The sequence below is a fragment of the Clostridium sp. genome (genome assembly GCF_051650885.1).
Lineage (GTDB): Bacteria > Bacillota > Clostridia > Clostridiales > Clostridiaceae > Clostridium.
On record NZ_JBOFRG010000313.1, the window covers coordinates 33,267 to 58,222 of the forward strand.

General features: G+C 27.8%; 17 protein-coding genes and 2 pseudogenes. 13 read left to right on the forward strand and 6 right to left on the reverse strand.

Annotation, left to right across the window (positions count from 1 at the left end; translation table 11 throughout):
* Positions 1-3: 3 nt before the first annotated feature.
* Genes ACRC28_RS15145 through ACRC28_RS15155 form a run of 3 tightly spaced genes read right to left on the reverse strand, consistent with a single transcriptional unit; the run spans position 4 to position 4,035 of the window.
* Positions 4-1,854, reverse strand: coding sequence for an ABC transporter ATP-binding protein (locus ACRC28_RS15145; RefSeq protein WP_438544275.1), 1,851 nt, complete (start codon positions 1,852-1,854; stop codon positions 4-6).
* A complete protein-coding gene (locus ACRC28_RS15150; protein ID WP_438544276.1) occupies positions 1,847-3,580 on the reverse strand; it encodes an ABC transporter ATP-binding protein in 1,734 nt (577 codons plus the stop codon). Before ACRC28_RS15150 ends, ACRC28_RS15145 begins: the two co-directional genes overlap by 8 nt.
* A 2-nt stretch (positions 3,581-3,582) precedes the next feature.
* Complete coding sequence (locus ACRC28_RS15155; protein ID WP_438544277.1) at positions 3,583-4,035, reverse strand: MarR family winged helix-turn-helix transcriptional regulator; 453 nt, start codon at positions 4,033-4,035, stop codon at positions 3,583-3,585.
* 106 nt (positions 4,036-4,141) lie between these two features.
* Between ACRC28_RS15155 and ACRC28_RS15160 the strand changes: the two genes are divergently transcribed.
* The 12 genes and pseudogenes from ACRC28_RS15160 to ACRC28_RS15215 all read left to right on the forward strand — a co-directional run bounded on the left by ACRC28_RS15160 (position 4,142) and on the right by ACRC28_RS15215 (position 22,122).
* The gene (locus tag ACRC28_RS15160) at positions 4,142-4,408 is read left to right on the forward strand and encodes a GIY-YIG nuclease family protein (protein WP_438544278.1); all 267 of its coding nucleotides are present in this window, start codon (positions 4,142-4,144) and stop codon (positions 4,406-4,408) included.
* Positions 4,409-4,458: 50 nt separating this feature from the next.
* On the forward strand, positions 4,459-6,360 hold the full coding sequence (locus tag ACRC28_RS15165) for an FUSC family protein (RefSeq protein ID WP_438544279.1): 1,902 nt from the start codon (positions 4,459-4,461) through the stop codon (positions 6,358-6,360).
* 543 nt (positions 6,361-6,903) lie between these two features.
* Positions 6,904-8,730 (forward strand): glutamine--fructose-6-phosphate transaminase (isomerizing), encoded by a 1,827-nt coding sequence (gene glmS, locus ACRC28_RS15170; protein ID WP_438544280.1) that lies wholly within the window; start codon positions 6,904-6,906, stop codon positions 8,728-8,730.
* A 137-nt stretch (positions 8,731-8,867) separates the two neighbouring features.
* Positions 8,868-9,023, forward strand: a complete 156-nt coding sequence (locus ACRC28_RS15175; RefSeq protein ID WP_438544281.1) for a hypothetical protein — start codon at positions 8,868-8,870, stop codon at positions 9,021-9,023.
* 78 nt (positions 9,024-9,101) lie between these two features.
* Positions 9,102-10,562, forward strand: coding sequence for a TnsD family Tn7-like transposition protein (locus ACRC28_RS15180; protein WP_438544282.1), 1,461 nt, complete (start codon positions 9,102-9,104; stop codon positions 10,560-10,562).
* Between the two features lie 134 nt (positions 10,563-10,696).
* On the forward strand, positions 10,697-11,824 hold the full coding sequence (locus ACRC28_RS15185; RefSeq protein WP_438544283.1) for a ComEC/Rec2 family competence protein: 1,128 nt from the start codon (positions 10,697-10,699) through the stop codon (positions 11,822-11,824).
* A gap of 3 nt (positions 11,825-11,827) precedes the next feature.
* The gene (locus tag ACRC28_RS15190; RefSeq protein WP_438544284.1) at positions 11,828-13,270 is read left to right on the forward strand and encodes a hypothetical protein; all 1,443 of its coding nucleotides are present in this window, start codon (positions 11,828-11,830) and stop codon (positions 13,268-13,270) included.
* A complete protein-coding gene (locus ACRC28_RS15195) occupies positions 13,224-15,722 on the forward strand; it encodes a DEAD/DEAH box helicase (RefSeq protein WP_438544285.1) in 2,499 nt (832 codons plus the stop codon). Before ACRC28_RS15190 ends, ACRC28_RS15195 begins: the two co-directional genes overlap by 47 nt.
* A gap of 243 nt (positions 15,723-15,965) precedes the next feature.
* On the forward strand, positions 15,966-16,769 hold the full coding sequence (locus ACRC28_RS15200) for a TnsA endonuclease N-terminal domain-containing protein (protein WP_438544286.1): 804 nt from the start codon (positions 15,966-15,968) through the stop codon (positions 16,767-16,769).
* Positions 16,750-18,870, forward strand: a complete 2,121-nt coding sequence (locus ACRC28_RS15205) for a Mu transposase C-terminal domain-containing protein (RefSeq protein WP_438544287.1) — start codon at positions 16,750-16,752, stop codon at positions 18,868-18,870. The genes ACRC28_RS15200 and ACRC28_RS15205 overlap by 20 nt, the downstream gene beginning before the upstream one ends.
* Complete coding sequence (locus tag ACRC28_RS15210; RefSeq protein WP_438544288.1) at positions 18,860-20,443, forward strand: ATP-binding protein; 1,584 nt, start codon at positions 18,860-18,862, stop codon at positions 20,441-20,443. Before ACRC28_RS15205 ends, ACRC28_RS15210 begins: the two co-directional genes overlap by 11 nt.
* A pseudogene (locus ACRC28_RS15215) lies at positions 20,443-22,122 on the forward strand (TnsD family Tn7-like transposition protein). The gene ACRC28_RS15210 and the pseudogene ACRC28_RS15215 overlap by 1 nt, the downstream one beginning before the upstream one ends.
* A gap of 109 nt (positions 22,123-22,231) precedes the next feature.
* On the opposite strand, the gene ACRC28_RS15220 reads toward ACRC28_RS15215, so the two are convergent.
* The 3 genes and pseudogenes from ACRC28_RS15220 to ACRC28_RS15230 form a co-directional block, all read right to left on the reverse strand.
* Complete coding sequence (locus ACRC28_RS15220; RefSeq protein WP_438544289.1) at positions 22,232-22,699, reverse strand: GyrI-like domain-containing protein; 468 nt, start codon at positions 22,697-22,699, stop codon at positions 22,232-22,234.
* Positions 22,696-22,953: a DUF3781 domain-containing protein gene (locus ACRC28_RS15225; RefSeq protein WP_438544290.1), complete on the reverse strand. Its 258-nt coding sequence runs from the start codon at positions 22,951-22,953 to the stop codon at positions 22,696-22,698. Before ACRC28_RS15225 ends, ACRC28_RS15220 begins: the two co-directional genes overlap by 4 nt.
* A 264-nt stretch (positions 22,954-23,217) precedes the next feature.
* Positions 23,218-24,059 (reverse strand): annotated as a pseudogene (locus ACRC28_RS15230) (IS1595 family transposase); the annotation flags it as partial.
* Between the two features lie 486 nt (positions 24,060-24,545).
* Between ACRC28_RS15230 and ACRC28_RS15235 the strand changes: the two are divergent.
* Positions 24,546-24,701 (forward strand): hypothetical protein, encoded by a 156-nt coding sequence (locus ACRC28_RS15235; protein ID WP_438544291.1) that lies wholly within the window; start codon positions 24,546-24,548, stop codon positions 24,699-24,701.
* Positions 24,702-24,956: the final 255 nt, after the last annotated feature.

Genomic DNA, 24,956 nt, shown 5'->3' on the forward strand with positions numbered 1-24,956 from the left:
ATCTTAAGCAGTTTCTTCAGTTTGTGCAAATTGACTGTTATAAAGATTTGCATAGAATCCATTTTCTTTCATAAGTTCAGCGTGATTTCCTTGTTCAATAACATTACCATTATTCATAACTAAGATTAAATCAGCATCTTTTATTGTTGAAAGTCTATGAGCAATAACGAAGTTTGTTCTTCCTTCCATAAGTCTTGTCATAGCATTTTGAATATAACTTTCAGTTCTTGTATCAACTGAACTTGTAGCTTCATCTAAGATTAAAACCTTCGGATTTGCCAAGATAGCTCTAGCAATAGTTAAAAGTTGTTTTTGACCTTGTGATATATTAGAAGCCTCTTCATTTAAAATAGTATCGTATCCATTAGGAAGAGTTCTTATAAAGTGATCAGCATGAGCTGCTTTAGCTGCCATTATAACTTCATCCATTGTAGCAGTTTTTTTACCGTAAGCTATATTATCTTTTATGCTTCCATTAAATAACCAGGTATCTTGAAGAACCATACCAAACATGCTTCTTAAATATTCACGGCTAAAGTTTGTAATATCAACACCATCAAAAGTTATAGAGCCATCATTTATTTCATAAAATCTCATTAGAAGGTTTATTAAAGTTGTTTTACCAGCTCCAGTAGGACCTACTATAGCAACTGTTTGACCTGCTTTAACATGAATATTCATATCTTCCATAAGAATTTTATCTTCAGAATAACCAAACTTAACATTTTTGAAATCAACATCACCATGAGGATTTTCAATAACATCTGGGTTAACTTTTTCAGGAACTGCATCAGGTTCATCTAATATTTCAAAAACTCTTTCAGCAGCAGCCATAGTAGACTGAAGTACATTTGCAATGTTAGTTGTTTGACTAATCATTTGTGTAAATTGTCTTGAATATTGAATAAATGATTGTATATACCCAACCTGAAGCTTACCGTTTATTACCATTACACCACCTGCAACAGCAATACCAACATAAGCAATATTACTTATAAGACTCATAATAGGCATTAAGATACCAGCCATAAATTGAGCTTTCCAAGCAGAATTATAAAGTCTATCATTGATAGTATTAAACTTATCAATTGAATCTTTTTCACGTCCAAAAGATTTTATAACTGTATGACCAGAATAAATTTCTTCAACATGACCACTTAACTGACCAAGTTCTTTTTGTTGATTAAAGAAGAATCTTTGAGATTTCTTTACTATTGGCATAGCAACAAACATACAAAGTGGTAATGTTATAACACAAATTAAAGTTAAAAGTGGACTTAAAGTAAGCATCATAATAGTAATACCTATAATGGTAACAATAGCAGTTATAATTTGAGTTAAAGACTGCTGAAGTGTACTACTTATAGTGTCAATATCATTAGTTACACGACTTAAGACATCACCTTGTGGATGAGTATCAAAATAGTTTATAGGTAACTTATGAAGCTTTTTATCAACAGATGTTCTTAAACTTTGAACAGTTTTTTGTGCAACATCTGACATTATAAATTTTTGTAGGTAAAGGAAAGCAGCACTTAAAAGATAAAATCCTAATAACACTAAAATATAACGTGTAAGTTTAGTGAAATCAATTCCAGCACCAGGAATTCCTTTGAATTTTTCCATCATACCATCCAAAATTACATTAAGAACATCTCCAAGTAATCTAGGAGCAAAAACAGTAAAAGCAGTACTAATTATAGTCATTAAAATTATTAAAGATAATTTACCTTTAAAAGGACTTAGATAAGAAAATAATCTTTTACTAGTACCTTTAAAGTTCTTAGCTTTTTCACCAGAACCCATAGCACCTCTATTTCCACCAAAGCCCATAGAAGAACGTTTATTACTCATTTTCAAGCTCCTCCTTTGAAAGTTGTGAAGATGCTATTTCATTATAGACAGTACAAGTTTTAAGGAGTTCTTTATGTGTTCCGTGACCAACTATTTTACCGTCATTTAAAACTAAAATATTATCAGCATCTTTAATTGTATTTATCCTTTGAGCCACTATTAAAACAGCAGCATTTTTTGTTTCATTTTTTAATGCAGCACGAAGCATAGCATCAGTTTTAAAGTCAAGTGCAGAGAAACTGTCATCAAACATATATAAATCAGGTTTTCTTATAAGTGCTCTTGCAATAGAAAGTCTTTGCTTTTGACCACCAGAAAAGTTTCTTCCACCTTGTTCAACAAGAGAATGGAAGCCATCTTCTTTATTTAAAATAAAATCATATGATTGAGCAATTTTACTTGCATGAATCATTTCATCCATAGAAGCATCTTCTTTACCGTATTTTAAGTTATCCTCTATAGTACCAGAGAATAAAACAGCTTTTTGAGGTATAAATCCGATTTTACTTCTTAAAAGCTCTAAAGGTAGATTAGTTATATCTACACCATTAAGAAGTATTTCACCTTCAGTAGAATCATAGAATCTACTTATAAGATTTAAAATAGTAGATTTACCAGAACCAGTACCACCGATGATAGCAGTTGTTTCGCCAGGGTTTACGCTAAAGCTAATGTTTGAAAGAGCATTATTTTCAGCACCAGGGAAAGCAAATGATACGTTTTTGAATTCAACTGAACCAGTTGTAGAAAACTCATTAGTAGTTTTCTTAGCATCTATAATTGAAGGTTCAATAGCTAAAACTTCATTAATTCTATCAGCAGATGCAGCAGCTCTAGGAATCATAATGAATAACATACTTACCATAATAAGAGCAAACATAATTTGCATAGTATATTGAATAAATGCCATTAAGTTACCAACTTCCATAGCATTATCATTTACCATTCCAGCACCAAACCAAAGGATGGCAACTGATGTAACGTTAAGAATAAGCATTAATAAAGGCATTAAACTAGAAATTATTTTATTTACTTTAATTGCATTATTAGTAAAATCAGCATTAGCTTCTTCAAAACGTTCTTTTTCTACTGATTGTTTGTTAAAAGCTCTAACAACTCTTATACCAGTTAAGTTTTCACGAAGAACTTTGTTAATTCTATCAAGTTTAACTTGCATTGCCTTAAATCTAGGCATACCAATTTTTCCAACAATTAAAATTGAGATAACAACAATTGGCATAGATACTAAAAGAATTGAAGATAATTTAGCATCGGTTTGTATTGCCATATAAATACCAGCCACACATGTAAGTGGAGCAACAACCATCATATTTAAAATGGTTATTAATAATTGTTGTACTTGAGTTACGTCATTAGTATTTCTAGTGATTAAAGAAGCAGTACCTACTTTATCCATTTCAGCTAAAGAGAAAGATTCTACTTTAGTAAATATAGACCTTCTAACATCACGTCCAAATCCCATAGCAACTCTTGAAGATAAGAAGCTAGCACAAATAGTTGCAATACTTCCTATCAAAGTGATAATAATCATATAGACACCAATTTTCATGATATAGTTAACATCTCTTCCTACAATTCCTTTATCAACTATTTTAGATAGCATAGTTGGTAAATAAAGTTGTGATACAGTTTGAATTAGAAGAAGACATATAACTAAGAAAAGTGGAAATCTATAAGGCTTTAGTCTTTTAAATAGTTTTAGCAATTTCAACAACTCCCATTCTTAATTTTTTCATAGCTTTCAAGGTTAGTTTTAACCTTAATAAGTAAATTATTTAAAGTTTTAATTTCCTCATTTGTAAAATTATCTAAACAAATCTTATCCATTTTTTTAGTAAGAACCTTAAGATTTTCACATGCCTTAAAGCCTTTATTAGATAAAAAGATTCTAGAGATACGTCCATCATTCTCATCTGATTCTTTATAGATAAATTCAGTTTTTTCAAGACGCTTAATCATAATAGCAATAGTGGAAGGTTTAACATGGAGCTCATTTGCAATTTCTTTTTGACTTATTCCATTTTTTTTATATAGAACAAAAAGAAGTTGTGGTTGTCCAGGGTAAAGACCTTCTTTTTCAAGCTCTTCATGACTTAGTCTAAAGTGAGCTTTCATTACAGAACCAAGAGTTTTTAGAAAAACAGCATCTTCAATATTCATAAAATCCTCCTTCAAAGAATTAGTTAGTCGACTAATTATTAGTCGTCTAACTAATTTTATGATAAAATAAAATAAAAAGCAAGTGGAAAGTTTAAAAGGTGAAAAAATGAATTATGTTTATATATTAAAATGTAAAGATGATACTTTATATACAGGATGGACAAACGATTTAGATAATAGAATTAAAATGCATAAAGAGGGAAAGGGTGCAAAGTATACTAGAGGAAGAGGACCATTAGAATTAATGTATTATGAAGAATTTTTAGATAAGAAAGAGGCAATGAAAAAGGAATATAAAATAAAAAGAATGGATAGGAGTGATAAAATTAAACTTATAGAAAATGCAAATCTAAATAAAGCACTTGAAAAATAAAAGCAAGGTGATAGAATTATTCTTTGTGAAGAAAGATAAGGTGAGAACAGATGAAGAAAGAGATGAGAAAATTTATATTTGGGAAAACATTATTATTTGTAGGGATTTTAGCATATGTTATACTTTTTAAAACCATTTTTGGTGAAGATAATATATTAATTGCAGTAATGTCTGTAACAGGTATGCTTATGTATATGGGAAGAGACTTAACAGGGGAGCTTTTAAAATATACATTTAAATTTATTGGATTTTATTTATTAATAGGGATTGGAACATTTATTGCATCAGGGAATATGTGGATTGCAATATTCATTAACTTTGCAATTGTATTTTTTATTAGCTACAGTTTTGGACATGTTCTGAAAAATGCAATGTACTTACCATTTACACTACTATATTTATTTTTATTAGCTTACCCAGTAACAGTACATGCGTTACCTATGAGGCTTATAGCATTAGTAGTAGGAGCACTTGTGATTGTAGCACCACAGTTATTAATAAATAAAAATAAAGTGCCAAAAGCAAGTTCTAAAATAATAAATGGATTATTTGATTTATTAGATAAAAAAATAGAATTTGTTTTAGAAGAGAAAAAAACAAAAGAGTTAGATGCACAAATAAATGGAATGATGACAAGCTTAAAAAATATCATTTATGATAAAAAAGAAAAAAAGTTTTATATAAGTGCAGAAGGACGAGGATACTTAGATATACTTGCAAGTTTAGACAAGCTTAATCATTTAATGGTAAATGGAACATTAGATGAAAAAGCTTTAAATGATATAAAAAAGGGAATTTCAGAGGTTAAAGCATTATTTAATAAAGAAGAAAATAATGTAACAGAATATGTTAAAGAAATAAAAGAAAATTATAAAAATAGTGTAAGCATTTCTAATATTCAAGGAATAGGTTCAATAATATTATTAATTGATACATTAAAGAATTTAGAGCAGAAAAAAACTGTTAAAACAAATATAATAAAAGGAATAAAAGAGGATGCATATGGATTAAAGAATATTAAATTTAATTCAGTTAGAATAAGTTATGCATTACATGTAGCAATTGAAGTAGCAATTGGATGTTTTATTATGGATTACTTCCACTTACATCAAGGAAGATGGATAATGTATACTGTGTTATCACTTACAAATCCAATATTAGAAGTTACAAAAAACAAGGCAAAAGACAGAGTAATAGCAACAATAATTGGAGCAGTATTTATAGGAATAGTTTTTAGTTTTATAAAGAATCCAACAATACGAACTTTAGTAGTTTTAGGAGCAGGATATGCAAATGTATATTGTGTAACATATGCACAAAAAATGATTACTGTAACAATGTCAGCTGTTGGAGCTGCTATTATGGCAAATGAAGCTTATGTTGGAGTGGGACATATAGTTACAAATCCAGTATTATTAGCATTACAAAGAATAGGATTAATACTACTTGGAGTAATTATCGCATTAATAATCAATAGATTTTTCTTTAGATATGATGTTAAAAAAGTAAATGATAATTTAGAAGGGGTATCTAGAAATCTAACTAGGGACTTAATAAGCAATCTAGATAAGATTTTAAGTGGAGAAAAGTTAGATGATTATATCAATAATGTTTATATTTTAATGACACAGGTAAATGAAACTATAAAAACAAATATGAAAATAGTAAAGAAGAATGATTTAAATGAAAATGAAGAACATATTTTAAGTCGAAGATTAAGCTTAGTAGCAATGGTATATGAATTAAATAAATTCATTAATAATGAGAAAATATCAGAAGAGAAACGAATTAAATTAGAAAATGTAATAGTAGAATTAAACATAGAAAACAAAAAAAAGAAAGATGAAATTATAAATGAAGGAATACAATGGGCTAAATTTGAATCAGTAGAAGAAAAAGTAGTAGTTAGCTTTTTAGTTCAAATAAAAAGAGAATATAAAAGTATAATATAAAAAATATAAGCAGATTATTAAAAGAAAAAATTAATAATCTGCTTATTAATTTTTGAAAATAAATAAAAAATAAGGGGGAAATTAGCGAGAAAGCTAAGAAAAAACAAAGTTTTATGCAAAGGTATTAAAAAAAGAAGCACATTTATTATATAAATTCATAGAATGTTAATATAAAAAGACAAAAGAATATGATATTATATGTGCAAAGGTATAAGAAAAAAATAAAGAGGAGTGATTTTATAGAATAGATTAAATGCAAAAACAATGTAAAGCGCCAGAGCTAATATTATATTAGCTGACGAGGATGGGGAGTTTATCGAACTTTCGGCGGGTGCCCCACGGTATCGCACTACCGTTAACAGTTAGCAAAGCTATGGAGTAATTCGTAGTACAAATCTAACTTGGTGTTAAAAGCCTTCAATATTAAATTTTAGAAGATTCCTAGGATTATTATACCTACTTTAATATTCTTTTAGCTAGGACTGAAGTTTATAGAAGATGAAAATTAAATAAACAAGTGATATGAAGGAAGGATGAACTTTTATGTGCGGAATAGTAGGATATGTTGGAGATAAAAAAGCAACTAACTTTTTAGTAGAGGGATTATCAAAGCTGGAGTATAGAGGATATGACTCAGCTGGTGTCGCAGTAAATGAAGGAGGAAACCTTGTAGTTAAAAAGAAAAAGGGTAGATTATCTAACCTTGAAGAAGAATTAACTACGAACCCTTTAAATGGATGTGTCGGGATTGGACATACTAGATGGGCAACACATGGAGCACCATCAGATAGAAATTCACACCCACACTTAAGCAATGATGGAAGTATAGCTGTTGTACACAATGGTATAATAGAAAACTACATCGAACTTAGAAAATTTTTAGGAGAAGAAGGTTATACTTTCAAATCAGATACTGATACAGAGGTAATACCAAACCTTGTACAATATTACTATAATGGCGACCTTTTTGAGGCGGTAGTTAAAGCTACTGAAAGATTAGAGGGAAGCTATGCAATTGGAGTAGTTTCACAAAATGATGAAAACACTTTAATTGGAGTAAGAAAGGATAGTCCATTAATTGTTGGACTTAATGATACTGAAAATTACATTGCTTCAGATATACCGGCAGTATTAAGTTATACAAGAAAAGTATACTTATTAGAGGATGATGAATTTGTTATCATGAACAAAGAGGGAGTAACTCTTGTAACTAGAGATGGCAAAGAAATCGATAAAGAAATTTTTAACGTAACATGGGATGAAAGTGCAGCCGAAAAAGGTGGATTTGATTCATTTATGTTAAAAGAAATACATGAGCAACCAAAAGCGATTAGGGACACGATGACTTCTAGGATATCATTAGAACATGGTGTTTTTTTTGACGACTTTAACATCTCAAAAGAAGAACTAGATGCTATTGATAGAATATATATCGTTGCTTGTGGAACTGCATATCATGCAGGACTTATGGGTAAAGCATCTATTGAAAGATTGGCTAAGATACCAGTTGAGGTAGATATAGCATCTGAATTTAGATATAGAAATCCATTAGTTACAGACAAATCTTTAGTAATAATCCTTAGTCAATCAGGAGAAACAGCAGATACTTTAGCAGCACTTAGAGATTGTAAAAAAGCTGGTGCAAGAGTATTAGTTGTAACAAATGTTGTAGGAAGTACAATGTCAAGGGAAGCAAACCATGTTATATATACAATGGCAGGTCCTGAGATTTCTGTTGCTTCAACAAAAGCATACACTACACAAGTATTAGTTATGCATATGATAGCAATTTACTTTAGTGAATTAAGAGAGACAGTTACTAAAGAAAACTTAAATAAAATAAAAGAAGAGATGTTAATGCTTCCAGAAAAAATTGAGGAAGCTTTAAATATAAAAGAAGATATAGAAAAAGTGGCTAAAGAAGTTAAAGATGAAAAAGATCTTTATTTCTTAGGAAGAGGAATGGATTATTCATTAGCTCTTGAAGGGTCATTAAAACTTAAGGAGATTTCTTATATCCATTCAGAAGCATATGCTGGTGGAGAATTAAAGCATGGACCAATTGCTTTAATAGAAGAAGGAACTAAAGTTATATCAATATTAACTCAAAAGAACTTAATAGATAAAATGATAAGTAACGTAGTAGAGATAAAATCTAGAGGGGCTATAAACTTTGGAATAACATTCAAAAGTGAAGAGAAAGCATGTCAGGTATTAGATAATATATTATTTATACCAGAAACACATGAAATTTTAGCACCAATAGTTTGCGCAGTAGCACTTCAGTTATTAGCATATTATGTGGCAAGCTTAAAAGGTTTTGATATAGATAAACCAAGAAACTTAGCTAAATCTGTAACTGTAGAGTAAAAATTATTATTAAAATTAAGATTTATGTTGTTGTAAAAAAAAGTTTGCGTATATATAAAAAACTTTGCATATATATAAAAAACTTTGCCTAAAGTAAAAGGTATTTTACAGAAAAGTAAAAGGAGAGGTTAATAGATATGAATGATAAATTAGAGTTATTGTTAAATGAGTACAAAGAAACAGAAAAATGTTTGGTTATGGGATTAGAGTGGTTACCAAATAATGATTTTGCAAAAGCAAAATTGGATGTAGTAAAAATGATAATAAAAGATTTAGAAACTTTAAAAATATAGAATAGATAAAGAGGTGTTGATTAAATTCGACATCTCTTTTTGATTTAGATACAATATATTTATTAAGGAGTGATGAGAATGATTACATATTTTCCAAAAGTATATGATGATGAATTAATGTATAGCATTATAGGAAGATATCATAAATATAGCGGAAACAATAAAACTTCAGAAACAACAAAAGAATTATTTAATAAAAAAATTTGTGCATCTAAGGATGTACAAGGATATATGAGAGCATTCGCAAAAAATGTTGGGAATATTATGAAGAAAAATGAAATGGAACTTATAAACAATCACACACTAATACCAGTGTATGGTTTTTTTTCTTCAAAAGAGAAAGCAAGAAAAATTTTAAGTGTGGTTTTACATAAGGCTTCGTTAGATGTTATTCGTGAATTGGGTGATAATGGGAGTAATATTACAAAAAAAATAAATATCTATTATTGTCCAATATGTTCAAATGATGAGTTTGAAAGAAATGGAGAAGCTTATATTCATAGAACACACCAAGTAAGAGGAGTTGTAGTTTGCGAAAAGCACAAATGTAAATTATATGAGTATTCTGAAGAGCTAAAGAAAAATACCTATATTATATTGAAAAGAGAAAACTTGGTGAAAAATGTAGAATATTATGAGAATGAAATATATTGGAATATAGCAAGAACAGTTCATCAAATTCTTAATTCGTGGCAGTACGGGCAGAAAGAAAAAATAATAAATGAATTTAAAGTGAAGTTAAAAGAGAGAAATTTAATTATGGATGGACATAGTGAGAGATTAAGAACTAAAAAGTTAGTTGAAGAATTTGAGAAAAAATATAGTAATGAAATTTTAAAGGAATTGGGTTGTGAAGTAAAACAAGAATCAAATAGTTGGTTAAAAAGAATATTAGTTAAAAAGAGAAATCAACAATACCTAAGATATATATTAATTAGTGAGTTTTTAGGAGAGAGAGATAAGGTGTTAAATACAAAAAGAAAAGAAAGTTCGAATAAAAAAGGAATTTGTCAAAATCCTTTTTGCGAAAATTATAATAATATTAATTTAGAATATGAAAATAAGAGGAAAAATAAAAAAGGAGATAAGTATATAGTTACATATAAGTGCAACTGCGGATATGTATATACAAGATATTTAAAAGGAAATATAAAGAGTAGATTAAAAGTTATTAGCTATGGGGAAAAATGGGAAGATGAATGTTTGAAACTAATAAAAAGGAAAGAAAAGTTAGCAAATATATCTAAATTAATGGAGTGTGATGAACGAGCAATAATTAAGTTTGCGCAGATGAAAAATTGTATAGAATTAGTAAATACTGATAGGAGAATGGATTTAACAAAGAAACTTGGTAATAATGGAATTTGCAGTGAGGAGATAAAAATGAAACATATAGAAGTAATTGAAGATTATATAAAAAATACTCCAAATTGCACACAAAAAAAAATAAGAAAAATATATTCAAAAGAATATTATTATTTATATAAAAAGTTCAAAGAAGATTTAGATGATATGATAGTAAGATATAATCTGGAATAATAAAATAAGCATAATAGAACCTGTGGTTTCTATTATGCTTATTTTTAGTGTCCAAGGAATGAGTAAATAAATTAGATGCAAATATTGTAAATATATATCATAAATAGTAATATTAAACTTGAGAGGTGAGGAAAATGAAAAAGGTTGAAGTAACAAGTTTCCCAGCAAGCTATGGAGATTCATTTTTATTAGAAATAATTAATGATATGGAAACATATCGGATTTTGATTGACTGTGGATTTAAGAGAACATACTTAAATTGTTTAAAAGAGAAAGAATTAAAAAAATTGGATATGTTAATATTGACACATATTGATGAAGACCATATTGGAGGAGCTTTAGAAATATTGAATCAGATACCGAAAATAGATATAAAAGAGATATGGTTTAATGATTTATATAAAATATATGAATATAAAAAAATAAAAACGACAATGGAGCATATTAGTGAAAACAAAGGGAAACAAGGAGAGGTAGGATATGCAAAAGCAAAAACAATTTCCAATTATTTGTATGAGAATTATTTAGAGGTATGGAATAAAAATCATACTCTAATTTGTTGTGATGCTAAAAAATATAAAGAAATAAAAATATTAAATGGTTTGGGAAAAATTATTTTATTATCACCGAATATAGAGAGAGTAAATGAGTTGTTTTTGGCATGGATAGCACACATGAGAGACGTAAAGTTGAAATATGACACAAATGAAATCAATAGTTTTTATAAATTTATTAAAAGTAATGATTATATTGCAACAAGAGTGCAGAATAATTGTGGGAATAATGGGCTAGATATAGAAAAGCTAGCAGATTATGATGGAAATAAAAATAGTGTTGTGAATAATTCATCAATTGCATTTTTGATAGAGATATTTGATAAAAAAATATTATTTTTAGGTGATGCTAACGGTAAGGATGTAGTGAATGCATTGAAAGAATATATGAGTGATAAAAATATAGATAATTTAAAAGTAGATTTAGTTAAAGTGAGTCATCATGGTAGCAAAAATAATACAGACAAAGAGTTTTTTAGTATTTGCAAGTCAGATAAATATTTAATATCTACAAATGGGCACAGATTTAACCATCCAGATATGGAATGCTTAAGTAAAATAATTTATCATCAGAAAGAATATAAAACCATTATATTTAATTACTTAAGAGAAGATGTGAAAAGTAAATTGAATAAAAAAGAACTGAAACAGAGTTTAAATTATGAAATAGAAATGCCTGAACAAGAAGGGATACTTATAGAGGTGTAAAATATGGAAATGAATAAAAATTATATATGTAAAATATATAGTAATAACAAAGAATTTTTAGGAACAGGATTTTTTATAAATGATAAACAAATGTGTACAGCTGGACATTGTGTTAAAGATATTGAGAAGGGTTATGTAGAGTTGATAAAAAAGAAATATTGCTTCACAAATGTGAAGAAAATTGAAGAGTTGGACTTTGCAATTGTTATATTTGATGAAGAGGTTTTTGATAGGAGGAGTATAGAATTTAATATAGATTTAGGGAGGACTAAGAAGGAAAGTTATACATATGGTTATACAAATCTATATAGCGAGGAATCGGAGGGGATGAAATTAAAGCTAGAAGAGTATCCGACAGAATATGGAGATAAAATAATTGATGAAACACTTATGATTAGAGGCTGCAATGATGATAGAAGTTGGAAGGGAATATCAGGAGCTCCTGTTTGGAGTAGTGATGGCATTAGGGGAATTGTTTTAAAAGAAATTTATGGTGATGGAATTCAAACAAGATTAGAAGCTATTTCATTTGATAAAATAATAAATTATTTAATAGAAAAAAAAGAAGAGGAATTATTAACGGGCTTTCCAAGGGCGACGATAGGAAAAAGGTTAAATGAGAGAGTTAGAGAAAATAAAAATAGATGTCAAGAGTTATATAGAGATATCGAACATAGAGAAGCAATAGAAAAAATAGAACCAAACTGTTTTAATTTTGAAAATAATATCAATGAAAAGCATATCTTAAATGAAATAACTGAAGTACTAGAAAAATATGCATTATTATTAGATGATGAAAGTGTAGAAAGGACAGGTAGATATTTTAGAGATATTAATGAAAAAATAGCAATAGTAGAGGAATATATAGGTAAAGATTTTAATAGTATGTATATAGTGCTATGGATGTTAGCAGAAGGAAAAAAGTTTGCACCTAAAATAGGAAAAATATTGTGTGAGAGAAATGGAGAGTTTTATGAAAGAGATATATTCATAAGTAGACATAATGGCGAAGGGAAAATAAAATTTTTGATTCCGTTCATCAGTTATAGTGAAAATTTGAAAGAAGGGATTGAAAATTTAATTACAAGTATGAGTAGAGAAGATAGTACTTTGATAAATTTAAATGACATACAACTTGATGGTGAGGCAGTAGCTTGTCTAGGATATATAGAGCAATATGAATTAAGAAAAGCGGTAGAAAAAAGATATTCTGGGGTAGAGATAGAAATTATTGCATTAATAATGTATAACAGTAAAATGTACAAGAAGGCAAAAAACATAACAAATAAAAAAGGAGTTATACAACGACAATATATGGACGACATTCAAAATGAAAGTTATAAGTATATGGTATCGACAATTAGTGAAAAAAAATTGAATTTATTTATATTACCAGTAAATGAATTTAATAAATTTGGACTGGAGAGAGATAATGTTAAAAGATGAGTATAAATATTTAAAAGAAATCAATAAAAAATATACGATACTTTATATAAAAAAAGAATTTTTGGAGAATGAAGTAATTGAAAAAATTAATTTAGAAGAAATAAAGTATGGACTTGCTCTTAGCGAGCTATTAATAGGATATAAAAATAATGATTATGTGGAGTTAGCATTAGAATATGCAACAATAATAACAACTGTAGTTAAAGATAAAAAAATAATAAAGCGATGTAGTGATATATTAAATAGATTAACAATTTTTACATTTGAAGATGTTCTTAGAAGAAAAGAGAAAGACAAAGTAGAATTGAGTGGAAGTGGTTTTTCAGGAATGGAAGAACTTGGACACAGAAGAAAATATTTACGAAATCTTGGAAATGAAAAAGTTTTATTAAATAAGTTTCAAGCAGAGTTAAATGATGCGATTAACAATTATAAAAATGTAAGTATTTCAGCTTCAACATCTGCAGGAAAATCATATCTAATGCAGAAAAATATTATTGATATGATATCCAAAGAAAAGGTAATGAAAATTATTTATGTAGTACCGACGAGAGCTTTAATAAGTCAAGTAATGACAGATTTTCAAAGAGAATTGAAAAATATAGGATTAAGTAAAGAGACAACACTAAGTTGTACGTCACATATTGAAGAAGGAGATTTAAAAGATAGATGCATATTGGTGCTTACACAAGAACGACTAAATCAAATTTTTTTTGAAGAAGGAATAAATTTAGATATAAATGTTATAGTGGTGGATGAAGCACAGGAAATAGGCGGTGGTGCGAGAGGTGTATTACTTGAGTATGTTATTAATAATGCGAAACGAAGATGGGAGAAATGCAATATTATATTCTTAGCACCATTAATTGGTAATCCTGAAACATTTATAGAAAAGTTTAACTTGGAAAAAAGTTATAGTAAAAAAGAGGAGTTTAGAACTGTTAATCAAAATTTAATATCTTTAGAAAGAATTAGAGGAAAATCAAAAATGGAAATAAGATATGAAAATAGTCATATTGGGGAGTTTCCGTATAGAGAAGAAGATTTAAGTAGGAAAGAGAAAAAGATTGCCTATATTTTTAGAAATTTTAATAATAATGAAAATTCCATTATTTATTCTAAAATACCGAGTGAAGCTAGAAAGATAGCTATAGAGATAGCTAAGGAGATGGAGGAAGTAATAGATAGTGAAATTGAAATATTTGTAGAATTTTTAAAAAGTTATATATGTGAACAATATGAATTGGTTGATTTAATAAAAAGAGGTGTAGCATACCATTTTAGTGGAATACCAAGTATTATCAAAAATGGCATTGAGGAATTAGCAACAAAAGGAAAGTTAAAAGTAATAGCATGTACGACAACTTTGCTAGCAGGCGTTAATGTTCAAGCAAATAATATATATGTATATGAGACCAAAAAGAAAAATGATGAATTAACAAATTTAGAATTTTGGAATTTAATTGGAAGAGCAGGGCGGATGAAGTATGATGTATGTGGAAATATTATATTAATAAATCTTAAGTTAACAGAAGAATTTCCTGAATATAGAAGGGCAGATATTGGGGGAGTGGTTTTTGCAAAGGAAGAAATAATTAATAATGAAAAAAAACAATTAGAAAATTATATAGAAAAAGCAGATAATGAGTTTTTAGATAAAAATAAGAAGAAAATTTATGAAAATATAGAAAGTACATTAGTTATTGAAGGTTTCTTAAAAAAAGAAGACGAAAAAATTGAAAAAATAGATAAATTGATAGAAATAAAAATTAAGGAAAATAAAGTGCCAGAAAAAATAGTAAGAAAACTTATAGGAATAGATTTAAAAAAATTAAATTTATTATGGGAGAAAATGAATGATTGTGAAAATATTGAGGAATGTATATTAGTAAATCCATTTGCAAAGAATGCAAACAAGAAATTGATGGAAGTGTTGGGAATTATAAGTGAAATATTTTTAGAGAATAAATATAAAAGCGTAGCGTATAGAGGATATATTGTTAGCAAAGCATTAAAATGGATAAGAGAAAATAGTTTTAGACAAATTCTTTTTGAAAATAAAAATATTGCTTTAATGGACAATGAAAAAATAAATAATGAAATAAGTACGGCATTGAAGGTGATTAATACAGATATACGTTATGAAATGAGTAAATATATTTATGCATACCAAGAAATTTTGAAAGAAATTTTGAAATTACAAAATAAAGAAGTATTAATAGCTAAAATGCCTAATTATCCATTATATTTGGAGTTTGGAGCAGCAAGAAAAAAAACTTTGGATTTAATGTGTATGGGGTTTATGAGAGAAACAGCTATTTTGTTGGAGAGATATGTAAAAAGTGAGGAATTACTTGATATTAAGAAGGAAATAAAAAGTATTAATATTGAGGAAATAACTTGTAGTAATTATATAAAACAAAGGTTGAAGGAGCAAATAAACATATTGTAAATAAAAAATAGAGAAAGACTTGTTATTTTAGAAATAATAAGTCTTTCTAATAAATTTGATTAGAATTAGAAAATTTTCTAAGGAATAAAGAGATAGTTAAGATTGCGAGCAATAGCATTAAGTAAAAATATATTTACTTAATGCTATTTATTTTAGTATAAATAGCTTTTAAAACATCTAAAAAGTGTATAAAATGTAATAAAAAGGTTTATAATTGTAGTGTGAATTATAGGGAGATTTAGAATGAGAAGAAAAACAGATAAAGCAAAACGAAAAGAAAAAAGAGGAACTGGATATTTCGAAGAATACTCTCCATGGATACAGGTTCATGAATTTGGGTCAAAAGGAAGGACTCATAGAATTTTAGGATGGAAAATAAGAAGGGTATATCAATTTATGTCTGATTTGGAATTGTATTACTTCGTATTAAGACAATGGGAGGATGAAGTAATAGATATTAGAGAGCAGTACCCATTATTATCTATAGAATGTACAAAGCTTATTGCGGAAGAGTTTGGAGTAACACATCCACCTAAAAATAGTAAAGAAAAAGTGGTTATGACAACAGACTTTATAATAACATTAAATCAAAATGGCAAGTCTAAAAATATAGCACGAGCTATAAAAAGTTCTAGTGATATAAAGAGCAAAAGAACACTAGAAAAACTGCAGATAGAAAAAGAATTTTGGGAAAAAAGAAATATTGAATGGGGAATAGTAACAGAAAAGAATATGCCAATGACTAAAGCAAAGAATATATATCAAATATATATGGATTATTTTTGGTATGAAGAGAGTGATTATGAAATCGAAAAAAAGAAACGAGTAATTACTGAGTTATTATTAAAGGTTTTGAAAAAGAATAATGTACTAGAAGCAACTGGAAGTTTAGAAAAAGAGCAAAATTTACAATGTGGAGAAGGGATACGTATTCTAAATTTTTTGATACTAAAGAAAATAATTAAAGTAAATATGAATATAAAATTAAATTATGATGGAATTAAAATTTTTAAAGGAGAAAATTATCATGATATTAATGAGCATTAATGATGTTATTGAATTAAGTGAAGGGGAAGTATTTAGGATTCTTTATGTGAGTGGAGATAATATGATATATTATGCTATTAAATTAAATACTATTAAACAAGATATAAGATGTCTCACAAATAATGATATGGAAATGGCATTTGCTAATGGAGCAAAATATATGATTGATGATGAAGGGATGATTGTTGAAGAAGAAGAGTTAACAAAACCTGAAAAAAGAGTTATGAGAAAAGGATTAGAAGTTATAAAAAATATTTTTTCAAAATTAAGTATGGAAACTTTTTGTAGAGATAGAAAAAAAAGAAGAAAAGCAATTTTAGAGTGTGTAGAAGAATGTAAGAGTTCTGAAAAAAGTGTTCGCAGATACATTATGAGATATCTACAAGGGGGACAAGTGAAATATTCATTGATACCGAGGTTTAATTCATGTGGAGGAAGGAATAAAGTAAAAAGTGTGGGAATCAAAAAAAGAGGAAGAAAAAATGTAATAACTGAACTTACAGGATATGCAGTTGGAATAAATATAACACCAGAGATTCAGAAAATATTTAACAAATATATAGCAAAATATTATTTGAGCACAAATACTATTTCATTAAAGAAAGTGTATAAAAAAATGTTAGGAAATGAATTTACAATTTTTGATGGTACAGAATATAAAGTGAAAGCTGATGATGAAATTCCATCATATGCACAGTTTAAATATTGGTATTATAAGGAACGTGATATTGAGAAAGAAAAAAGAGCGAAGATTGGAAATAGAAAAGTAGACTTAAATTACAAAAAAATAAAAAGCGATAGTATTTTTGAAACAAAAGGACCTGGAGCAAGATATCAAATTGATGCTACTATTGGTGATGTATACTTAGTAAGTTCAGTAGATAGAGCATCTATAATAGGAAGACCAGTAGTTTATATGATAGTCGATACATTTAGTCGAATGATTGTTGGGCTTCATGTAGGACTCGAAGGTCCATCATGGAATGGTGCCGCAACAACATTGTATAACTGCATGGAAGATAAACAAAAGTATTGTGAAAAATATGGAATTGAGCTAAATGATGGTGAATGGAATGTAAAAGGGTTACCCTCAATTTTGTTGGCTGATAGAGGTGAAATGGTGTGTCCAATTAGTAACAATATTATTGAAGGATTAAAAATTACTATTGAAAATACACCTAGTTATATGGGGTGTGCGAAAGGGATAGTAGAACAATTCTTTAATGTTATAAATTTAGAAATAAAGCATTATATGCCAGGTGCTGTGAAGAAAGATTTTTTAGAGAGAGGAAGTAAGGATTATAGAAAAGAAGCAATTTTAAATATAGAAGAATTTACCAAGATAATGATACTGGCAGTTAGAAAAAGAAATAATCAATGTATTGATTATCCGTTAACAAAAAAAATGTTGGAGGATGGAGTGAAGCCAATTCCACAAGAAATATGGAATTGGGGAATTAAGAACCTAAGTGGAAATTTGAGAAATGTGCCAAAGAAAACTTTAGTTTTAAATTTATTAAGGAAAGATAGGGCATGTGTTGAACGAAAGGGAATTAAATTTAAAGGGTTATTCTATAATTGTGAATATGCAATTGAAAAAAATTGGTGTTTTATTGCCCAATCTCAAAAAAATTTTTATGTTAACATAAGATATGATGAGAGAAATATTACGGTTATTTGGATAGAAGTGGATAGAGGAAGATATGAAGAAGCTAGGTTGATTGAAACAATGACACGAAATACAAAATTTGAAGGTGTTACAGTATATGAAGTAGAGGATTATAACTATAATACTGGTATTAAAAAGCTAGAATATGAAAAGCACAATAACAATATTGATATAAATTTTGATAAGGAAATAGAAAATATAATAGCAGCAGCTAAAAAGACCAAGGTTAGTAAAAAGACTATACGAGGAATAAAAGATAATAGAAAGAATGAAAAATTGTTAATGAATGAGGAGGTGAATTTAATAAATAAATTGTACAAAAAACAAGAGATTGAAAAACATGAGGAAAACAAATCAGAGAAAATTGTTGAAGACATATATAATAAAAAAACTATAGATTTTCTGAGGGAGAGGTTGAAGAATGGAAATTAAAGAAAAAAATAGTGAGTATATGATGAATAGTATGTATGTTATGGCGAGATACACTAAGCAAGAAGAGCCTACATTCACAGGGAATAAGTTAATTGAAGCGTTACCACCTGAGAGAAATATAGAGCAAGTTTTTAGAGATATCTGTGAGATGCCTATTTATGATGAAAAAGAAAAAGACGAATCTGAAAGATATAGAATTAATGCAGTTTGTAGGCTAGAAAATATCATAATACCAATAGCACATCATATTAAGACAGAGCAAATGATATCAATAGCATTAAGGCATGGGTATGTAGATAAACATATAGAAAGTTCAGAGTATACAAGGGATTTATTAAACTTAGCAGATAAGAAAAAAGGAAAATCCCTTTTAAAATTGATAGATAATAGAGCGAGTGCTCCAAGTGGATTTTCTATTATAGGAATAAGTGGAGGAGGAAAAACAACAGCTATTACAAAAATTTTAAAATACTATCCACGAGTGATAGAGCATAGGGGTGAGAATGATAGCAGTTTTTATTTTTTACAAGTACCATATTTAAAAATAGAATGCACATATAATGGGGCAATTAAAGGTCTTTGTCAAAAGATATTTCAAGAATTTGATGAGGTACTAGGAACAAAATACCTAGAGATGCATGGAAAACAGAATAGAGGGGTAGATTATATGGTTGCATCTGTTAAGCACTTAGTTTATAAGCATGGAGTCGGGATAATTATTTTAGATGAGATTCAAAACTTGAGTAAGTGTGTAAAAAGAAATGAATTTATGGATTTTCTATTATCATTAACAAATGAATGTAAGGTACCTATAGTTTACATAGGTACATATAAGGCGTATAAAGGAGCTATAACAGGGGATTTTAGGCATAGAAGAAGAATAAATGGAAGTGGAATTATTAAGTGGGATAGTCTCAAAGGTGAAGAATATGATATTTTTTTAGAAACACTTTGGAAGTATCAGTGGACTAAGAAAACAACAGAATTAACAGATGAAATAAAAAAAGTAATGTATCAAAAAACAGGAGGAATAGTAGATAGAATCATTAAAATTTTTATGAGTGTTCAAATATATGCAATTACATCAGAACAAGAAAAGATAAGGATACAAGATATAGTGAAAATTGCTAAAGAAAAATTTAGTATAACTATTGAAGCAATTGAAGCAATAGAAAGAGGTGATGTTAAAGCGCTAGCGAAATATGATGATTTATATGCGGGAGATTGGAAGGAAATAGTTAATGAAGCATTACAAGTAGTCGATGAAAATGAATTAAAAAGAGCGAGAGCAATAACGAAGGAGAAGATACAAAGAAAAAATGACTTAAAATCAGAAGTTATAGTTATGCTATCAGCAATGGGGTTAAATGAAAAAGATATAATACCTATATTTGAAGATATATATATAAATAGTAAAGGAAAAATAGAGAAAAAAGTCATGCTTAAAAAAATTTGTACGGAATTATTATCAAAAGAAATAAAATCTGATGTAAAAAATGAGCGTAAAATTAAGAAAAGCCGAGTTGAAAAGGGGTTTGCAGAAAAATATATAAAGGAGGATTTTAAAGTTTAATGATTTCAATATTACCTAGAATTTATGAGGACGAGATAATATATAGTTTTATTGGAAGATATCATAGATATTCAGGGAATAACTCTATAGGAGATACTAAAAATGAATTATTTGGACAAAAAAATTTTGTTGCAACAGTTTATTTTCAAGGATATTTAGAAAGCTTCTATATGAGAATTGGAAAATATCTTGGATTAGAGAAAGATGAATTAATAGGGAATCACACATTGATAAATTATCAATGTGTTTTTATGGAAGAAAAGGTTGCGAATGATTTAAGAAGAGATTGTTTAACTAAAAGTACGATAGAGTGTGAATATAGAGCAGGAAAAATAGCAGGTGGGGTTTGTCGAAAAAAAGATATATATTATTGTCCAAAGTGCGCACGAGAAGAGTTTGATAAAATTGGAGAAGCGTATATACATAAATTGCACCAGATTGAAGGTATGTTGGTTTGCACGAAACATAAATGTATGCTCGAAGTTTACCCAAAAGAGATTAAACCAAATGAATATATAATTATAGAAAAAGACTTAGTTGAAAAATATGTGAAAGGTATTTATGAAAGTCGATTACATAGGATTGCACAAGGAATAGAACTTATTTTAAATGATACAAAAGAATTAAACAAGAAAGAGTTATATAAAATGCAAGATTATTGGTTAAAAAGGAAGGGATTAAAGACTGAATATCAGAAAGTTGATAGAGAAAGGCTATTTAAGGAATTTGAAATATATTATGAAGAGGAATTTTTAAATAATTTTAAATGTGATGTTCAATTAGATAATTATGAAAATTGGTTGAATAAAATTCTATTAGAATCAAGTGAGAAGGTAGAACCATTAAGATGGATAGTATATATGATATTTTTAGCTGGAGATGTAGAAACATTTATAAGTTGTAAGCAAGGGGAAAGTGAAAAATTAGGATGCTTAAATCAATTTTGTAATAATTTCATGACAAATAATGGGGTAGAGGTTTCTTATAAAAAAGATTACAAAAGTAAAAAAGTTATAGCACAAATTAAGTGTAGTTGTGGAATGAGATATTCAAAAGGAACTGATAGAAAATCAGAAGGGAGAGAAAGAATTATAGAGTATGGGGAGGTATGAAAGGAAAGGCTAATGATGTATTTGAAAACTGGAGAGTATTCAATAAAGGAATTAGCAGTAAAGATGAAATGTAACAGAGATACTGTGATTAAATATGCACATAAAATAGGCGGAGCAATATATTTAAGTTCAAAGCAAAAAGTTAGAGTTAAAAGAAATTTTGAAAATAGTGAACATAAGAATATTATGGAGAAAACATACAAAAATACATTGATAGAGTATAAAAAGAAATATCCACAAAAAAATAGAAAAGAGTTAAGGCAGAAATTGAAGAAAGAGTATGCATTTTTATATAGAAATAATAAAGAATGGCTTATGAAAAATTTACCTCAAAAAATAAAGAGAGGAAATAATAAAGAATTTACTGAATATTGGAAAGAAAAAGATTTAAATATATTAAATGAGATAGAGGGGATATATGAAAAATCAAGAAAGGAAAAAGTAATAAGGAAAATAACGATATCTAAAATTGGTAAGATAGTAGGTTGTAAAGCAATTTTACAGAAAAAAATAGATAAAATTCCATTAACAAAAAAATATTTAAAAAAAATTTGTGATAAAAACTAAAGGCTATGTTTTAAATGAAGGTTGATAACAGAGTATATAAAAGTGGATAATTAACTTGTCCACTTTTATTCTAAACTATAATGTTATAACAGAACAGTTTAGAAGTCATTTAACCCTCTATTGGAATATAAATATTGATAATAGAATTATCTCTATTCCAATTAAAGCGATAATCATATTTTTCAAAATGTAAAAAATCACTTTGAATGGGTCTGTAATTGTTATTAGGTAATATTTCTTGATAAAATTTTCTATAAGTAGCATAAATATTATCCATAGAGCCTGTATGTTCAACAACTAAATATCTATGTGCTTTAACTTCTTTTAACATAAAATGTTTTGGCGTAACTGTTTTCGTAGGTATAGCACAATAATAGAATAGCTTTCTCGCTCGTCTTTCTGTAAAAGCATATTTAACCCAATTTCCGTATTGTGATAAATAGGCTTTCTTCAAATTGACATTAAATTGTGTCCAAAACCTGGTGCTAATTTGAATGTTTATTTTCTGAAAATTTGAAAGTTCAATTTCTTGTCCTATAACTGAAAACTCTTCCAATTTATCTATATAATACTTCATTTACGCTCCCTATGTGCTGTAATAATTGTGTAGCTATATCCGTTTACTGTTATAATAACGCCATCTATATTAATATACCAATTCTTACCCTTTCTTACAATAATAGCTTCAGGTGATTTTATTTTATTTTTACACCATTCAACCACATCATCTGTACATAAAGAAATATTTTTTTTAATTCGTACAACACCCAATTCTGTTGTATGTAATTTTTCTAAATTTTTAAGTAACCCATTGTTTATAATCATATTCATAATCACCCCCTATATTTATAAAACATATATTATATTGATTTTATATCATCATCATAATTGATAATTTCATTATACCTTATAATAGGAGTGGTGTTCCATATAATTACATATGAATTAGAGGAAATACTTTGTACTCTCATATTCAGTGTATATTTATTAACTTCAATAGGATGTTTTAAAACAGAATCTGATTAAAGGTAATTTTGGCAGGAGTTATGTTAAATTTTGATGATACATGTTAATTTCATAAAAAAATACTTTTCATACACCGTTAAATCGGCTCATCCATCTCTTTAAATTAGAATGTAAGCTATTTATGTGATTTATATGGTATATATCTTCCTTATGTCTGCCTCTTTTAATTCTCTTGTGGTCTAATTCCATATCTATAGCAAACTGAATGTAGGACTTGTGCGAGTCTGTGCATAGAATAGATTGCGCCCCTATACGATTTTCATATAAGAGTTCTAATTCATTAGTAGTAACTCTACCAGTACATAATAATTCAATTATTATATTTCCTTGCCTATCAAGAGCAGTCCCTACACACACCTGCTTTTAACTTGTTTACCTCTTTTACGAGAAGGTCTTGGCATATTAGCTGGTTTCGTACCTTTATAAGAATAAGCAAAGAAAACTTCATCGGCTTCAACTATACCATCAACAGAACCTACACCAAGAAATTCACTGATGCAGTTAAGTATCTTATGTCTCCAATAAAAAGATGTTGCAATGTTAATTTTTACTTCTTGGGCAGATTTTCTTATAGAAAAACCATTTAACATACATTTTGCATATCTAAGCCATTTATCTAAGTTTTTCTTGCTTCTGTAAGTAGCAGAGTTAGTTAAATCGGAGAATAATTTTCTGCAATTTCTGCATAAATATCTTTGAATGCCATTTCTTTTTCCATTTCTAACTACATCAGTACTATTACAATGACAACAAACTCTACCTTTAGAAAATCTCATCTCTTTGCCCTCTTTAGTCACTTGTACAACTTGAGAACCTAAAACAAGATATTCTTCTAATTGAGTTAATAATTCTTGTTCTTCTTGTTCTGACAAGGCTTTTGCTTGTGATAATACTGATGTTACATTACTCATAGTGATACCTCCCAAAATTGATTATATTATCTAGCATTTGCTAATATTGATGACAGTACTAATTTTGTTAAAAATAAGCTTGATAGAAGCTATAATGTAATGTTTAATGAGACCAAAAATATTATAAAAACAAAAGAGAACTAATACTGTTTATATTAAGAAAGATAGACATAAACTATTAAATAAATTCTAAGTTCGGATTGGACTAGCGGAATGAGGTTAATCTGTTATAAGCTTAAAATACACAATATTGATTGTCAGTTTTTTGATATCCATTATCAAGAATTGTTTAAAATAGAGATATAAAATAAAATTTATGCAAAGTTTTTTATACTAAAAAAAATTTTTTTTTATTATGATTATTATATTTATGCAAAGTTTTTTATACTAAATAAAAATAAAAAGTACGAAATAATTAGAATGGATGATTCTGAAATATGCAAAGTTTTTTTTACAAGAACAATTTAAAAAAGAGGAGATATTAAGATGAGTAATAACGTAAAAAATTTATTAAATGAATATAAAGAAACTAAAAGATGTCTAGAGATGGGAATTGAATGGTTACCAAGCAATGATTTTGCAAAAGCAAAATTAGAAGTAGTAAACATGATAATTGCTGATTTAGAAAATATAGAAGCATAGATTATATAAATGTACGTCAAAGATAAAGCTATCATTAATATGGTAGCTTTATTTTTATATAAAAAATATAAAGTGGGTAAAATTTGTAATAAATTTGTAGCTTATATATGTATAAGAAATTTGATAGAATAAAGAAGAACCACTAATCTCATAAATATGATGTTTAGTGGTTCTTTCATCTTACATAGAAAGAACATATAATAGATTATAGTTTGAAAAGTGAACGAGAGATTAGGAGGACAATACTTTGAAAAT

Coding starts and splice junctions, on each gene's coding strand:
- ACRC28_RS15145 (WP_438544275.1), bottom strand. CDS start 1,854: ATGAGTAATAAACGTTCTTCTATGGGCTTTGGTGGAAATAGAGGTGCT.
- ACRC28_RS15155 (WP_438544277.1), bottom strand. CDS start 4,035: ATGAATATTGAAGATGCTGTTTTTCTAAAAACTCTTGGTTCTGTAATG.
- ACRC28_RS15160 (WP_438544278.1), top strand. CDS start 4,142: ATGAATTATGTTTATATATTAAAATGTAAAGATGATACTTTATATACA.
- ACRC28_RS15165 (WP_438544279.1), top strand. CDS start 4,459: ATGAAGAAAGAGATGAGAAAATTTATATTTGGGAAAACATTATTATTT.
- glmS (WP_438544280.1), top strand. CDS start 6,904: ATGTGCGGAATAGTAGGATATGTTGGAGATAAAAAAGCAACTAACTTT.
- ACRC28_RS15175 (WP_438544281.1), top strand. CDS start 8,868: ATGAATGATAAATTAGAGTTATTGTTAAATGAGTACAAAGAAACAGAA.
- ACRC28_RS15180 (WP_438544282.1), top strand. CDS start 9,102: ATGATTACATATTTTCCAAAAGTATATGATGATGAATTAATGTATAGC.
- ACRC28_RS15185 (WP_438544283.1), top strand. CDS start 10,697: ATGAAAAAGGTTGAAGTAACAAGTTTCCCAGCAAGCTATGGAGATTCA.
- ACRC28_RS15190 (WP_438544284.1), top strand. CDS start 11,828: ATGGAAATGAATAAAAATTATATATGTAAAATATATAGTAATAACAAA.
- ACRC28_RS15195 (WP_438544285.1), top strand. CDS start 13,224: ATGAATTTAATAAATTTGGACTGGAGAGAGATAATGTTAAAAGATGAG.
- ACRC28_RS15200 (WP_438544286.1), top strand. CDS start 15,966: ATGAGAAGAAAAACAGATAAAGCAAAACGAAAAGAAAAAAGAGGAACT.
- ACRC28_RS15205 (WP_438544287.1), top strand. CDS start 16,750: ATGATATTAATGAGCATTAATGATGTTATTGAATTAAGTGAAGGGGAA.
- ACRC28_RS15210 (WP_438544288.1), top strand. CDS start 18,860: ATGGAAATTAAAGAAAAAAATAGTGAGTATATGATGAATAGTATGTAT.
- ACRC28_RS15220 (WP_438544289.1), bottom strand. CDS start 22,699: ATGAAGTATTATATAGATAAATTGGAAGAGTTTTCAGTTATAGGACAA.
- ACRC28_RS15225 (WP_438544290.1), bottom strand. CDS start 22,953: ATGAATATGATTATAAACAATGGGTTACTTAAAAATTTAGAAAAATTA.
- ACRC28_RS15235 (WP_438544291.1), top strand. CDS start 24,546: ATGAGTAATAACGTAAAAAATTTATTAAATGAATATAAAGAAACTAAA.